General features: G+C 38.7%; 15 protein-coding genes. 11 read left to right on the forward strand and 4 right to left on the reverse strand.

The genetic code is table 11. The features are described 5' to 3' along the window. The first annotated feature begins 125 nt into the window (after positions 1–125). The 3 genes from AAEY94_RS10760 (at position 126) to AAEY94_RS10770 (ending at position 2,242) form a co-directional block, all read left to right on the forward strand. Positions 126–932, forward strand: a complete 807-nt coding sequence (locus tag AAEY94_RS10760) for a hypothetical protein (protein ID WP_350978781.1) — start codon at positions 126–128, stop codon at positions 930–932. Positions 933–958: 26 nt separating this feature from the next. Beyond that, positions 959–1,780, forward strand: coding sequence for a 23S rRNA (guanine(745)-N(1))-methyltransferase (gene rlmA, locus AAEY94_RS10765; RefSeq protein ID WP_192116104.1), 822 nt, complete (start codon positions 959–961; stop codon positions 1,778–1,780). Positions 1,781–2,035: 255 nt separating this feature from the next. Further along, a complete protein-coding gene (locus AAEY94_RS10770; RefSeq protein ID WP_011637160.1) occupies positions 2,036–2,242 on the forward strand; it encodes a cold-shock protein in 207 nt (68 codons plus the stop codon). Between the two features lie 1,163 nt (positions 2,243–3,405). On the opposite strand, the gene AAEY94_RS10775 is transcribed toward AAEY94_RS10770, so the two are convergent. From AAEY94_RS10775 to AAEY94_RS10790, 4 genes are all read right to left on the reverse strand, one after another. Next, complete coding sequence (locus AAEY94_RS10775; RefSeq protein ID WP_350978784.1) at positions 3,406–4,305, reverse strand: ABC transporter ATP-binding protein; 900 nt, start codon at positions 4,303–4,305, stop codon at positions 3,406–3,408. Beyond that, positions 4,302–5,135, reverse strand: coding sequence for an ABC transporter permease (locus AAEY94_RS10780; RefSeq protein WP_182743693.1), 834 nt, complete (start codon positions 5,133–5,135; stop codon positions 4,302–4,304). Before AAEY94_RS10780 ends, AAEY94_RS10775 begins: the two co-directional genes overlap by 4 nt. A 37-nt stretch (positions 5,136–5,172) precedes the next feature. Further along, positions 5,173–5,826 carry a YceH family protein gene (locus tag AAEY94_RS10785; protein ID WP_182743692.1) on the reverse strand — a complete coding sequence of 218 codons (654 nt, stop codon included), beginning with the start codon at positions 5,824–5,826 and terminating at the stop codon, positions 5,173–5,175. Between the two features lie 105 nt (positions 5,827–5,931). Further along, the gene (locus AAEY94_RS10790; protein ID WP_101087545.1) at positions 5,932–6,765 is read right to left on the reverse strand and encodes a CvfB family protein; all 834 of its coding nucleotides are present in this window, start codon (positions 6,763–6,765) and stop codon (positions 5,932–5,934) included. A 588-nt stretch (positions 6,766–7,353) separates the two neighbouring features. Between AAEY94_RS10790 and speA the strand changes: the two genes are divergently transcribed. The 8 genes from speA to AAEY94_RS10830 all read left to right on the forward strand — a co-directional run bounded on the left by speA (position 7,354) and on the right by AAEY94_RS10830 (position 14,321). Continuing rightward, a complete protein-coding gene (gene speA / locus AAEY94_RS10795) occupies positions 7,354–9,264 on the forward strand; it encodes a biosynthetic arginine decarboxylase (RefSeq protein ID WP_101087546.1) in 1,911 nt (636 codons plus the stop codon). Positions 9,265–9,517: 253 nt separating this feature from the next. Continuing rightward, positions 9,518–10,447, forward strand: a complete 930-nt coding sequence (locus AAEY94_RS10800) for an adenosylmethionine decarboxylase (RefSeq protein WP_162022914.1) — start codon at positions 9,518–9,520, stop codon at positions 10,445–10,447. A 357-nt stretch (positions 10,448–10,804) separates the two neighbouring features. Beyond that, a complete protein-coding gene (locus AAEY94_RS10805) occupies positions 10,805–11,074 on the forward strand; it encodes an arginase family protein (protein WP_350978787.1) in 270 nt (89 codons plus the stop codon). Between the two features lie 102 nt (positions 11,075–11,176). Continuing rightward, entirely contained in the window at positions 11,177–11,815 is a 639-nt protein-coding gene (gene pdxH, locus AAEY94_RS10810; protein WP_101087548.1) for a pyridoxamine 5'-phosphate oxidase, read from the forward strand. Then, positions 11,815–12,312: a YaiI/YqxD family protein gene (locus AAEY94_RS10815; protein WP_101087549.1), complete on the forward strand. Its 498-nt coding sequence runs from the start codon at positions 11,815–11,817 to the stop codon at positions 12,310–12,312. The genes pdxH and AAEY94_RS10815 overlap by 1 nt, the downstream gene beginning before the upstream one ends. Positions 12,313–12,372: 60 nt before the next feature. Continuing rightward, on the forward strand, positions 12,373–12,948 hold the full coding sequence (locus AAEY94_RS10820; protein ID WP_350978789.1) for a YceI family protein: 576 nt from the start codon (positions 12,373–12,375) through the stop codon (positions 12,946–12,948). Positions 12,949–13,030: 82 nt separating this feature from the next. After that, a complete protein-coding gene (locus AAEY94_RS10825; protein ID WP_101087551.1) occupies positions 13,031–13,381 on the forward strand; it encodes a DUF3802 family protein in 351 nt (116 codons plus the stop codon). Positions 13,382–13,436: 55 nt separating this feature from the next. Beyond that, positions 13,437–14,321: a putative ATP-dependent zinc protease gene (locus AAEY94_RS10830; protein WP_350978791.1), complete on the forward strand. Its 885-nt coding sequence runs from the start codon at positions 13,437–13,439 to the stop codon at positions 14,319–14,321. Positions 14,322–14,334 lie beyond the last annotated feature (13 nt).

Genomic DNA, 14,334 nt, shown 5'->3' on the forward strand with positions numbered 1-14,334 from the left:
TTTATCAGCATAAAAAAATGATAATGAGGTAACCTTCAATATGATTTTTCTAATATAACCTTGTTTACTGGTGACTAATGTGGATTTGCTGGTTACAATTTAGTGAAGTAGTAAAGGAATATTGTATGCATCATCATGTATTTACTCAACCATGCGTCAGTGAAATAACTCAACCGACTGCGTTGACACTTCGTTTACCGGATAGTGTGAGTGATTTATTAGTACTTTCAACGATGAGTAATCCTTTAGTTGAGTTTGTGGTTAGCCAAGTTGAGCATAAACAAACGACACTCATTTTACGTATTCAACCTTTCTTGACTTTTGCTTTTGAACATACACAAACAATGATTGAAACGCCTACTCAGCCAAGGCTCGTAGGGCAGGGGATTAAGTTATATCCTTCAATGGGGGTAGCTCCACGTGTGTGTATTGAACAACTCAGAAATGGGGTGACGATTAATATTCACGCTGATGAAGATGTGCACTTTAGTGTATCGGCTGAAGCTCGTTTTGAACTAGTGACGTTAGAGAATGACTTACGGATTTTGAGTGAACCTCAAGCTCTCGTTATGGCTAAAGCGATATTAGGACGTAAGTTTGATTATGATGAGCCTTCTACCATGCTTGCGGTTCATATAAGTGAATTAGAGCAAGTTCGACGAGAATTACGTGATTACCTCCGAGGCGAGTCGGGCAAAATCCACCCAGGCGTCTCAACTGAGCTACTAAAACTCGATCATTTATTGCAAAATAAGCATCAATGGTTGTTACGGACCTATCATCAGTCATTAGAGCGTTCCAACTTCGGCCGCTCGTCTAATGAACAATTTTATAATAATGAACAATTACAGCGTAAATTGGATTGTTTTGAACTTTTAGCCCCTAAAGACGTGTCGGAAATGGTCAATAAGCTGTGTGATGACGATCTTTAACTTTTCAGTAACTCTAGAGCCCACCCATGTCTTATATTTGCCCTATTTGTAGCGCGCCATTAGTACAACAACAAAATTCTTGGCAATGTGAACTGCGCCATCAATTTGATTGTGCTAAAGAAGGTTACGTTAATTTATTGCCTGTACAAAAAAAGAAAACAAAAGATCCTGGTGATAACAAAGAAATGATGATTGCCAGACGAGAGTTTCTTAATCAAGGCTTTTATCAACCGTTAAGCGACAAAGTAAATCAGTTAGCGCTAGAGTTTGCTGGAGATGCCACTAAGGTGCTCGATATAGGGTGTGGCGAAGGGTATTACAGTCATCGGTTATTTGAAACGTTGCAGTCTGTGGTTAAACCCCATTGTGAGTTTTATGGTTTAGATATTTCTAAGTCTGCAATTCGTTATGCTGCCAAACGCTATAGAGGATTACATTTTTGTGTGGCGAGTGCATTTGAAATGCCTTTTGCTGATAACAGTTTTGATTTAGCGATACGTATTTATGCGCCGTCTAAAGTTGAAGAGTTACAGCGGGTGATAAAACCGACCGGAATACTCATTACCGTTTCTCCTGGGCCGATGCATCACTATGCGTTAAAAAAGAAAATTTATAGTGAACCCAAACAACATCCACAAGAACCTATGGTGTTAGATGGCTTTACTTACTTAGCACACCAAGCATTAGCTTATTCATTAACATTAACTCGTGCGGAAGACATTGATCACTTTCTTAACATGACTCCTTACGCATGGAAATTGAGTGATTCACAGAAGTCTCAGATAATAGAGCAAGGGCTCGAGTGTGAGATAGATTTTAAAATCGAGATTCATCAACGAGAACAATAAACAATCAGATAATTGATATAAATAACTATTTGATGCTCAAAGATAAACCTTTTTGAAATGAGACTAATTAAATACCATTGTTTGGTTGATGTTTGTTGACTTATCCTGAAAATGGTTTATAGTTTACTCAGCTTGAAGGTTGGGCTTATATTTATCAATACGAACAGTTTCGTCCTGTAAACATAAGTAATACCGGCATTTTCCAGCTTTACTGCCGTTAAGGCTTTAACTATTTTTTTTTACAGGATTTATATTATGTCTCAAGTTACTGGTGTTGTTAAGTGGTTTAACTCTGATAAAGGTTTCGGATTTATTGAGCAAGAGTCTGGTCCAGACGTATTCGTTCATTTCCGTGCTATCAACTCAGACGGTTTCAAAACTCTTGACGAAGGTCAGAAAGTTTCTTTCACTGTGACTCAAGGTCAGAAAGGTCCTCAAGCTGAGAACGTTTCAATCGTTTAGTATTTAGCTTCGGCTAAGTGTTAAAAGATTTAAAACTGTAGCAATTTATTGCTGCAGTTTTTTTTGCTTTTTTATTGTGTATTGTCATCATGCTAATCGTCTAATCGTCTAATCGTCTAATCGTCTAATCGTCTAATCGTCTAATCGTCTAATCATATGTTGTATATCATTAATCTATTTATCTCTCATATTATTAATACACATAGAGATATTGTTATGCGCATAAAATCATTATCAGTTCAAAATGACTCCAGAAATTCATTCAAAGATAATAAAAACCGTTCTTCTGTCGACGCTATACAGTCGACCCGCGTATCCCTATATGCTGTACCGTCACTTAAGATTTAGCTTTTCTAAAGAATAAGGTGGCTCACTCATAAACGGTCATCACATAAAGCCAACTTAATAAGATGACTAGAATTGAGGTTTATTAGTTCGTCTTTGTTATGTAAATACATTAACAGCCAAAAGTGGTGAGTATTATAAGCACAATAACAGCAATGGCTTGTTTGCCATTTAGTGACAATACAATATAGAACAGACTCAGAACTAATACACAACGAATTCATCGTTATAAACGCTCATTCAGCCGTTGCTTATTGAATATCTGGATTGTATTAGTCGTAACGACAGGTTATTAGCGCATTAAAACACACGTCAGCAATGGGCGTGTTTAAGTCTAAGCTTATAAAATCATTATTATTATGAATTTTGCCTATTTATGTTGTCTATTTTAGAATCTTTTAATAGATTTTAGCGTTGAGCTCACTAACTGAAGGACGCTGAGTTAATTGCATTGAGGTTGCTGGGAAGGCTTCTTTACTTAAGGGTCTAGTCATTTAGACTGATTTCTTAGCATTTAGTCGTTATTTTGAATGTAGAGTATTTGCTGTTTTAGAGTCGCTGTAGAGGAGGGGTGAGCGATTGAAGACACTTTAACATACCTCATTTGATGTGGTTTTTTAAGCAATTAAATTTTCATTATATTGACCTGATACGTAAACAATATATTAAAAAATGCCATGGTTTATTAATATGGTGAGTTATCACTAATTAATAAACGATGGCATTAGAGACTGATGCTTATGACGTTTGTTGTTAAGCCTTTTTACGAAAACCGATTTTAGTCAGCATTAAAGGTTCATTTAACCATTAGCGGTGAGTTAAGAAAACAAGGTTTCTTCTAAGGTTCGGCCTTTAAGTAATGCTTTATATTGCCACTGGTGAGCAGTAAACAGCTCAAACAACTGCATTTCAATGGCAAAGCCGGATTGCTTTTGGTACTCGATAACATATTGCTCATCACCGATACGCCTTACTTCAATGATATCGTTAAGGCCTAATAACTGCTGATGGAGGCTGTCCATGTCACATTGCTTCATTGTCAGCGTGATAAAGTCTGTCGCTTGGCTGGCTTTAATTGATACCGATTGCTGCAATTTGCCATGTTCGAGATAGACAACTTGGTCGCATAACTTTTCAAGTTCATCAAGGTTATGTGAGCTGATCACAAAAGTCGTATGGTCGGATAAATCTTTGACAATTTGACGAATTTTTTTCGCATTGGCAGGATCAAGTCCCGCTGTCGGTTCGTCGAGTAACACAATCTTAGGAGAACCCATGAGGGCTTGGGCAATAGAGACTCGTTTACTCATGCCATGACTTAAACTTTTAGGTTTCGCCTCTGCTGAGTCACTTAAGTCGACAAGGGCGAGAACTCTTAATGCTTCTTGTTTTGCTGCCGCTGCTGTCATGCCTTGTAATTGGGCAAAAAACTGGAGTTGCGACACAATACTAAAATTAGGATCCAATGCTGCATCTTGTGGCAATACCGACAATAGTCCTTGTAACGCTTTGCTACCGGGTTTATGGCCTAAAATGCTAATACTGCCATTGGTGGGTTGAATAAAACCGCATAGTAAACTAAATAGCGTTGTTTTACCGGCACCATTTGGACCCACTAATGCAATGGGAGCGCCTTGTGTAAGCGTTAACGATACAGTGTCGAGCGCAAGTTTATTACCGTATTGTTTAGAAAGGTTGTCACATTGAATGATACTCATAGCGCACTCCTACTCATTAAGACTTTACCAGCAAATAAAATAACCGCAGTTTGCAGTAAAGGAATGGGAGCGTATACGAATGAACCTAATCCTTGAGTATTGATCAAATTACCTATTTGCGAACCAGGCAGTATCCAGTTTAACCAGCTTAATTGTGGGAAATTCATATTAATTAATGCAATAAATATTGATACTACAGCCCACAAGATAACCGCAAATATACTGGCTTGTCTTGCTGAGTTTGCATGTAATGACAGCACCGCCATAGCAGCAGTGTAGGGTAATAATACGATCACTAGATTAACCATTACGATTAAGCTAGTTGTTATTGATGGCAATAACAAAGATATATCACGTGATAATGCTAATGCGATGGTTGCCAATAACGTTAAGATGATCAACATCAATTGGATAAACATTTGCCCTAAGAAACGACCAAAAAACAAACTGGAACGACTGACTCTTAAGGTTAGAAATCGCAAACTACCACGTTGTTTATCTGAACTAAATTGGTCTGCGGCAATAAAAATACTGAACATGGGGAAAAGGTACAGTGCAGCTAACCAAAACACAGCAAACTCTTCGACGGGCCATTCAAACAGATGGCGTAAACTCCCTGGCCCAAAGAGGGCTTCAGTAAAGTCTTTGAAGTTAGGCTGCATAATAAATTCAGATGCACTCTTGATAGGGTACAGCAATAAAATTGCCCAAATTAGCATAAAGGCGATTAATGAAATCATACCGCTTTTGTTAGTAAAACGTTTGGTTAACTCATATTTGGCTAATAACCAAATATGAGTTAACGTCGATGGAGAGGCGGTACGGTCCATATACTTTTCCTTGCTTAGTTGTTTCGTAAAGCGTTAATTAGTTTAAAAGCGACTCTAATTGGGCTAGCTTTTGTTCTAGCAACTCAACTCTTTGTTCTAGTTCTACAATCCGAGAATCTTGCTGTACAGTTTGTTGAGTGTGAGTCGACACGACAATGGCATCACTGTTGTTCACATCATAATCATCAACGTTGCCACTAAAGCACTCAAGGAAGCGACAATCACGTTTATTCGCTTCTCGAGCAAGTTGAACTACTAAAGGCTTTTCACGTTGGCTTAATGCCAGTAATGCTGTTTCAACCTGTGAGACATCAGTGAATTCATGGAGTCGATTGGTACGAGTTTTGAGTTCGCCTGGTGTTTGCGGTCCCCGCAATAACAACACACAAATTATAGCGACTTCCGCACTGCTTAACTGCAATTCACTGAATTCAGTATTACAAAAGCGATGCTTATATTTTACGACTCGACTACCGAAACCAGATTGCTCGCTGAGTAAGCGTTTTTTGGTAAGATCGTCTAATACTGTTTTTACTTGAGATTCGCTCAGTGACAGCACAGGTTCGCGGCTGCTTTTTTGATTACATGCTAAGGCGAGTGAATTTAATGACAGAGGATATTGATCTGGAGTGGTGAGTTCTTTTTCGAGTAAACATCCGATAACTCTAGCTTCTAGTGAGGTTAATTCCATACACAGTATCCTTTTAATAAAAAGCATGATTCTATTACTTTTATAACAGAGGCATGCTTTTTCTCAAAGGATTGGACTAGTTTACCGAGGCTAATCGATTATTGTTCACACAGTTAGGCGAATACCTTCACTTTCGATTGTGATTTCACCTGCTTTAAATAAACCACCAATTGATTTCTTAAAGGCTTTTTTACTCATGCCGAGTTTGTCATATATGACATCAGCATCAGTTTTGTCATGTAGTGGTAAAAAACCATTAGCGCTACGCAATTTATTAATGATCAACCGGGCATTTTTATCTAGCTCGTCTTTATCACCTTTTTGCAGTACAAGATCAATTTTGCCATCACTGCGAATCGTTTTGATATAACCAGTCACTTTTTGACCAAATCGCAATTTTTGGAAAACTTCATTAGTGTAAATTACGCCCCAATGCAGGTTGTTAATAATGGCTTTGTAACCTAGCTCTGTAGTGCCACCGATGATTAAATTAACCTGTTCACCTTCGGTATAATGCGCTTCTGTTTTATCGACAAACTTATCCAGTTTTGACGATGCCATAATACGTTCGTCGGCATGGTTAGCATGGACATAAACTAAATATGAGTGGCCTTCTTCTGCCGGTTTATGTTGCTCGCCAAAAGGGAGTAGTAAATCTTTGTCTAAGCCCCAATCTAAAAATGCGCCGAATGGGCCCGTGGCGATTACTTTTAAATAAGCATATTCACCCACTTGAGCTAACGACTTTTGGGTAGTAGCAATCACAATGTCTTCAGAGTCTAGGTAAAGAAACACATCTACCATATCACCGACATTACAACCGGTAGGGACAAATTTATTAGGAAGCAAGACTTGTCCAAGCTCTTGAGCATTTAGATAAACCCCAAAATTAACTTGTTTAACAACTTCTAATGAATAACGTTTACCGATTTGTATCATGAATGACTCTACTTTAATTTAAAATGAAAAAGATGATCTTAAGAAAAACACGTAATTATACACGTAAATTAAGCTCACGTTGTGCCAATTAAGCGCTATCGAAAATCATTTAGGCTTATCGCCTTGTTTGTTGAGATTTATGACAACAATTGTAGATGATTTTTTATAGTAATTAATCGGTAATTAACTTGCATTACACCGCATAGCAGGTTTTAATTGCGCCGTTTTTATAAAGGCTAAAAATGTGGTTGGTTAGCAATTAAAAAGTGAACTAACTACAGGCGTAATCAGTAAAATACTTGTTACAGCAGCGAACTGATGTTCAGCAGCCAAAATTTGCATGCTTTGTGGATTTGTGCGTAAGATGTTCTATATAAGCAGATGCGAAACATGATAACAATGACGATATGATGTCGAGCCAATTTATAGGGCCTTCATTTTGTCTGTCACAGGTTTTACAGCCATAATCATAGTGCTGAATAAACCATTTTTATTTCTTGGATAGCATTGTTGTGTTATCTGGATTTTTAACAAGCAGAAGCCACTTTTGGTCAACTGCTAACTTTGATACAAATACGGAAAATAATTATGTCTGATTGGTCTATCGAAGATGCTCGCTCGGGTTATAACGTGACTCACTGGAGCCAAGGTTTTTATGGTATTCGTGAAGATGGCGAAGTGACAGTGTCACCTAACCCACAAAATCCTGATCATAAAGTCGGCTTAAATGAACTAGCCAAAAGTATGGTCGAAGCAGGCGTCTCGTTACCGGTATTAGTCCGTTTCCCGCAAATCTTACACCATAGAGTGGAAAGTTTATGCGAAGCATTTAATGATGCTATTAAGAAGTACGATTATCAAAATGATTACTTGTTAGTTTACCCAATTAAAGTAAACCAACAGAAAACGGTAGTTGAAGAAATTTTAGCTAGCCAAAAATCTAAAGAAGTCCCTCAGTTAGGACTTGAAGCAGGTAGTAAGCCAGAGTTAATGGCTGTACTTGCTATGGCACAAAAAGCCAGTTCAGTCATTGTATGTAATGGTTACAAAGATAAAGAATACATTCGTTTAGCACTTATCGGCGAAAAGCTTGGCCATAAGGTGTATATCGTTCTGGAAAAAATGTCAGAACTTAAAATGGTATTAATTGAAGCTGAAAAGCTTGGTATTACACCTCGTTTAGGTTTACGTGTGCGTTTGGCTTTCCAGGGCAAGGGCAAATGGCAAGCCAGCGGTGGTGAAAAGTCTAAATTTGGTTTGTCTGCAGCACAAGTGTTGAAAGTTATAGCTGAATTAAAAAGTGCTAATATGCTTGATTCTCTGCAGCTATTGCACTTCCATTTAGGTTCGCAAATTGCCAATATTCGCGACATTCGCCAAGGCGTAAGTGAAGCTGGCCGTTTTTACTGTGAATTGCGCCAACTTGGTGCCAGCATTGATTGTTTCGATGTGGGCGGCGGGTTAGCGGTTGACTACGATGGTACTCGTAGTCAGAGCAATAACTCAATGAACTATGGTTTAAATGAGTATGCTAACAATATCGTCAACGTATTAACTGATTTATGTAATGAGTACGAGCAACCAATGCCGCGTATTATTTCTGAATCTGGTCGCCATTTAACGGCGCATCATGCGGTGTTAATTACTGATGTTATTGGTACTGAAGCGTATCAACCAGAAAATATTCAGGAACCAAGTGAAGAGGCGCCGCAATTGCTCCACAATATGTGGCAATCTTGGTTAGAAATCAGCGGTCGATATGATCAACGTGCAATTATTGAAATTTACCATGATAGTCAAAGTGATATTTCTGAAGCACACTCATTGTTTGCTGTGGGTCAATTAAGTTTGGCTGACCGAGCTTGGGCAGAACAAGCTAATTTACGTGTTTGCCATGAAGTGAAGGGACTATTAAGCAACAATAACCGCTATCACCGTCCAGTGATTGACGAATTAAATGAAAAGTTAGCTGATAAGTTTTTCGTTAACTTCTCTTTATTCCAGTCATTACCTGATGCATGGGGTATTGACCAAGTGTTCCCAGTGTTGCCGTTATCGGGTTTAGATAAAGCACCTGAGCGCCGTGCGGTTATGTTAGATATTACCTGTGACTCAGACGGTATTGTTGACCAATACGTAGACGGTCAGGGAATTGAAACCACATTGCCAGTCCCAGCATGGAGTGCCGACAGCCCATATTTGATTGGTTTCTTTATGGTGGGTGCATACCAAGAAATTTTGGGTGATATGCATAACTTGTTTGGTGATACTAACTCTGCTGTTGTACGCATTGATGAGCGTGGATTAAGCCAGATTGAATCTGTTTTAGAAGGCGATACGGTAGCTGACGTTTTACGTTATGTAAACTTAGATGCGGTTGACTTTATGCGCACTTATGAAGAGCTTGTAAATCAGCATATAGTTGAAGAAGAGCGTGCCAGTATTCTAGAAGAGTTACAGTTAGGGCTTAAGGGTTACACTTACTTAGAAGATTTTTAATCTTATCGACTAAGTGATGTTAGCTTGTTATTAAAAAAGCCTAGCGATCTCAGGTCGCTAGGCTTTTAAGTTGCTAACATATTTGTAATTATTCAGGCAGTTCTATTTAAGCCTATTTTATCGTTGGGAAATGCTTATTTAAACCGCTAAACTACGCTTTTTTCTCTTTTAACTGCGCATATATGGCTTAACCATGAGACATTACATTTTTATACAAACATCTCTAATTAGAATAAGTGCTGAGTAGTTACACATGTTTTTTGAAGGTTCAGAGAAAAAGTTAGAGATTATTGTTAATGAATCAGCGCCTAAATTACGATCCTTAGATCGAACATTTTGGCTGGGGCTCGTTGCTGCCTCAAATGCAGACATTTTATCTTCCATAAGTAATGAATATTGTGATGCTTATTTGCTGAGTGAATCGAGTTTATTTGTTTGGGATGATCGTATCGTTATGCTCACTTGCGGGGCTAGCACGTTGGTAGAATCTGCATGCTACTGCATTGAACATTTAAGTGAACAGGCGATTGCGTACATTTGTTATCAACGCAAAAATGAATACTATGCCCATTTACAAGCAACTTCCTTTATCGATGATGTGTTTAGATTAAGGCAGTTTATTGCTGGGCAGGCCTATCGAATGGGTCATTTAGATAGCCATCATCACTATATATTTTCGACCAACAAAGACTATCAAGCTAGCCAGCTCGATACTACCAATGAACTGCTGATGTACCATATTTCTGGTGCAGTAGCTGATTATTTACGTGGTGAGCAGCAATCAACTGTTCAAATTAGTCAGATGCTGCAACTGGAACAATTATTTAATGGTTTTAGTATTGATCAGTATTTATTCAGTCCGTTAGGTTATTCAATAAACGGTATTCGCGGTGCTGAATATTTTACAATACACATTACACCACAAGAAAATAGCTCATATGTGAGTGTTGAAACTAACATTGATCTTAGCTCAACGCCGGTTGATGTTTTTGCTGAACTGGTAAGATTATTGCAGCCTAGTAGCTGTGACATTATTGGCTTTAATAGTCATATTGCCAATAAACCCTTTTTAAATTATTTGTGTTTAAGCCATTGCGCGATGCCAATCGAGCAAGGTTTCACTATACACTTTAACCACTATCAGCAAGATTGCTCAGAACTGCTGAGCCCTACACTATTATAATTATCAACAGTTGCCATCTTTTGATTGTTTATAACTACTTTCGTAGAAAAATTTGATTATTCGTATTATTCAAACCCATGTGGCTATTTACGCCAACCGCTTGATTTCAAACCCGCAGAGTCTGACGCAGACGTTGTTATTGGTTTACCTTTTGATGCCCACACAGATACCGCCAAGGCAGTAAGTACGGTACGACTACGGGACAATGTTTTACTATGCTCTGCGTGAGGGGTTTATTGATGTTGAGCATTCAATGCAAATTGCTATTCGTACTGAATAGCACAAAAAAGGTCATGGCTTTGAAGTGATTCGCCAATAACTTAACCGCTCAACAAATGGTTGAACAGTTAATTATGCGTGTTGGCGATATGCCGTTATACGTCGCATTCGACATTCGACATTGACTGTTTATGTTTAGACCCAGCTTTTGCAACCGCTACGCCCGTTTGTGGTAAGTTCACTAGCGAGATCATTCGTGGCTTACGTGGTTTAAATATTGTCGGCATGGATGTTGTAGAACTAGCACTCTTTTATGATTATACCGATGTTACCCCGCTAGCTGCAGCAACACTGGGCCTTGAAATGCTACAGGTGTGGGCTGAAGGTAAAGGCTTAATTAAAAAGTAATTTCAACTTTGTAATTAAACACATTAGCCAACGAGTTGACGTTGGCTTTTTTGTGTCTGCTCAGCGTAGAATAGGTCCAGCAAGGTTTAATGAGGAACCAATATGAGTGATTTAAGTGATATTCGCCGTGAATATACCCAAGGCGGATTAAGACGAGCGAATTTGCCTGTTAACCCAATGGATCTATTCGAACAATGGATGCAACAGGCAAAAGATGCCCAACTTACTGACCCAACGGCCATGTGTGTCGCGACGGTAGACGAAGATGGCCAGCCATTTCAACGTATTGTGTTATTAAAAAAGTTTGATGATAACGGTTTTGTGTTTTTTACTAATTTAGAAAGCCGCAAAGCAAAACAAATTGCGATTAACAGTAAAGTCAGTTTACTGTTTCCTTGGCATCCACTTGAACGTCAAGTGGCTGTATTAGGGCAAGCGGAGCCATTATCTATGTTGGACGTGGCGAAATATTTTATGTCTAGACCAAAAGACAGCCAAATTGCTGCCTGGGTATCTAAACAATCAAGCAAGATTAGCGCACGACAGGCGTTAGAAGGTAAATTTGCTGAAATGAAAGCTAAATTTGCCCAAGGTGAGGTTCCACTACCTAAGTTTTGGGGTGGATATTTAGTGCGACCAGCTAGCATTGAGTTTTGGCAGGGTGGTGAACATCGGTTACACGACCGATTTATTTACACTAAAACCGATGCGGATTGGAATATTGATCGGTTGGCACCTTAATGAGTGTTAATGAAGTGGAGCATTTTGCGGTGATAACCAATAAAATCTGGGTTGATGCTGATGCTTGCCCCAACCCAGTTAAAGAAATGTTGTTTAGGGCATCTGAGCGTAAATCGGTTCGATTAGTGTTAGTGGCCAATCAAATGATTAAAGTGCCTATTTCGCCCTTAGTTAGCATGATACGGGTGAGTTCGGGTTTTGATGAAGCAGATAACTACATTGTGGAACAAGTCGTCAAAGGGGACTTAGTCGTCACTGCTGATATTCCTCTGGCATCTGATGCGGTTGATAAAGGCGCACTAGTATTAAACCCTCGTGGTACGGTGTATACAGCTGAAAATATTAAACAGATTCTGACGATGCGCGATTTTATGGAAGAAATGCGCAGCAGTGGCATCCATACTGGTGGTCCGAACAGTTTTTCGCAAACGGATAAACATGCTTTTGCACAAGCGTTAGACAAATGGCTGGCTAGATTGATCCCCAGCAAGATATAACCAAAGATTACTCTATACTTATTTATTGTTAATCTTACTTTCTATACAAAGGACTTTACGATGAAAAAATGGTTACCATTATTAGCCGCGAGCTTGCTGAGTACATCAGTGATGGCAGGCGATTGGCAAGTCAATCAAGATCATTCTCGGGTGAGCTTCATTTCGATTAAGAAAGCCGATGTTGCTGAAGTGCATCATTTTAAACAAGTTGCAGGTTCATTAACGGATGCTGGTGCATTTTCTTTATCGATTGATTTAACCAGTGTTGATACCGGAATAGAAGTTCGTGATCAACGAATGCAAGCAGTGTTATTTGAAGTGGCACAGTTTCCTAAGTTAACCTTGGATGCAGTGGTTAACCCTAAATTGCTAGCCGGATTAAAAGTCGGTGACACGCTAACGACGCAAGTTGAAGCAACCATTAAGCTACATGGTCAGAAACAACAAAAGAGCTTTGATGTGTTAGTCGCTAAATTGTCGGATAAGAAAATGGTGATTTCAAGCTTAGCGCCAGTGATTGTTCAAGCAAGTGAATTTGGTTTAGTGTCCGGTGTCGAAAAACTTAAAGAAATGGCGGGATTGCCGAGTATCAGCTTAGCGGTGCCAGTGTCATTTGTGCTAACCTTAGCGCAATAGTTATATGTGGTTATTAATGGTTTTCAATCATCAGGTTGGGAGCCATTTCCTGTTAAGTCGTTTTTAAGAAAGGTGGTATGAAATGGTTACTGACAAAGACGGATACATGCATTTAATTCAGTATTTAACTGAACATTTAGGGCTATTTGAGTCGTCTGAGAGTAATGCCGCTGCAACGGAAACTGTCATGGAATTGTTTGAAGAGCAGTTATCTGCTCAGATCATTATGGTATGTGGGCAAAACCCGCAATTATCATTTGCACAACGTAATATGGTGATCCGCGAAATTGACGCGATTGTATATGACTTAGAAGAGATTTTAGCCTCTGTAGCCAATCAACAAGCCACCCCCGAACAAAGCATTTTTATTACTGAGTTTTCAGGACTGATTAAAAATTTATTCGATCAAGAAGTTGATCATTTATTGCAATAAACGTACATAAAACTAGCCGCTACTAAAGCGATTTGTGGATTTTTTGGGATTGATCATGTTTAAAAGAATTGTGATTTCGACTCTGCTGTGTTTGCTTTCTATATCTGTTTTTGCGAGTGATAAAACCGTTTTAAGTCAAGTTGAAACCATGACCGTCGCTAAGTCAGGACTACAATATAATGCTCGCATTGATACAGGTGCCGTGAACACTTCACTGCACGCTGTCAATTTAGAAATCCTTGGCGGTGCATCCAAAAAAATGAAAAGCAATGTTGGTAAAATTGTTGAATTCACTACTGAAAATGAACGTGGTGAGAAAAAACGCATTCAAGCCGAAATTGTCAGTACTTCAAGGGTGAAAAACTCTCAAGGTATTGAAACTCGTTACATGGTGAAGCTTGATATAGGTTCTCCTGAACAATTGCATAATATTCATGTTAACTTACGCGATCGTAGCCACATGAATTACAAATTACTTATTGGGCGTAACTTTTTAAAACATAACTACATTGTGGATGTTTCTGACAAAAAGACCATTGGCCCTTTAGCTGAGCTGAGCATTAAGCAAACTGGCTTAATGTACAATACGCGTATAGATACTGGCGCCGTTGAAAACTCATTACATGCAGTTAATATTCGAGTCGAAAATGAAGACAAAGTGAACATTGAAAATAACATCGGTAAGATGATTACGTTCACCACAGCGAATGAAAAAGGCGAAAAAGCTGATGTTCGCACCAAAATTCGGGGCACATCGTTAATTCGTAATGCACAAGGTACAGAAAGGCGTTATATGGTGAGGTTAAGTGTTGGTGAACCTCGTCATGAATTTATAGTCGATGTGAATCTTAAAGACCGTACCAAAATGGGTTATAAATTATTAATTGGCCGAAATTGGTTACAAGGTCACTATATGGTTGATGTGTCTAAAAAGCATTAATTGCTTATTATTG

This window comes from Shewanella sp. AC34-MNA-CIBAN-0136, from assembly GCF_040309945.1.
In the GTDB taxonomy this organism is placed as follows: Bacteria; Pseudomonadota; Gammaproteobacteria; order Enterobacterales; family Shewanellaceae; genus Shewanella.

Bases quoted from the DNA above. Each gene is read 5' to 3' on its own strand.
- AAEY94_RS10785 (WP_182743692.1), bottom strand. From the start codon at position 5,826: ATGGAATTAACCTCACTAGAAGCTAGAGTTATCGGATGTTTACTCGAA.
- AAEY94_RS10780 (WP_182743693.1), bottom strand. From the start codon at position 5,135: ATGGACCGTACCGCCTCTCCATCGACGTTAACTCATATTTGGTTATTA.
- pdxH (WP_101087548.1), top strand. From the start codon at position 11,177: ATGAGTGATTTAAGTGATATTCGCCGTGAATATACCCAAGGCGGATTA.
- AAEY94_RS10825 (WP_101087551.1), top strand. From the start codon at position 13,031: ATGGTTACTGACAAAGACGGATACATGCATTTAATTCAGTATTTAACT.
- rlmA (WP_192116104.1), top strand. From the start codon at position 959: ATGTCTTATATTTGCCCTATTTGTAGCGCGCCATTAGTACAACAACAA.
- AAEY94_RS10815 (WP_101087549.1), top strand. From the start codon at position 11,815: ATGAGTGTTAATGAAGTGGAGCATTTTGCGGTGATAACCAATAAAATC.
- speA (WP_101087546.1), top strand. From the start codon at position 7,354: ATGTCTGATTGGTCTATCGAAGATGCTCGCTCGGGTTATAACGTGACT.
- AAEY94_RS10820 (WP_350978789.1), top strand. From the start codon at position 12,373: ATGAAAAAATGGTTACCATTATTAGCCGCGAGCTTGCTGAGTACATCA.
- AAEY94_RS10800 (WP_162022914.1), top strand. From the start codon at position 9,518: ATGTTTTTTGAAGGTTCAGAGAAAAAGTTAGAGATTATTGTTAATGAA.
- AAEY94_RS10830 (WP_350978791.1), top strand. From the start codon at position 13,437: ATGTTTAAAAGAATTGTGATTTCGACTCTGCTGTGTTTGCTTTCTATA.
- AAEY94_RS10760 (WP_350978781.1), top strand. From the start codon at position 126: ATGCATCATCATGTATTTACTCAACCATGCGTCAGTGAAATAACTCAA.
- AAEY94_RS10775 (WP_350978784.1), bottom strand. From the start codon at position 4,305: ATGAGTATCATTCAATGTGACAACCTTTCTAAACAATACGGTAATAAA.
- AAEY94_RS10790 (WP_101087545.1), bottom strand. From the start codon at position 6,765: ATGATACAAATCGGTAAACGTTATTCATTAGAAGTTGTTAAACAAGTT.
- AAEY94_RS10770 (WP_011637160.1), top strand. From the start codon at position 2,036: ATGTCTCAAGTTACTGGTGTTGTTAAGTGGTTTAACTCTGATAAAGGT.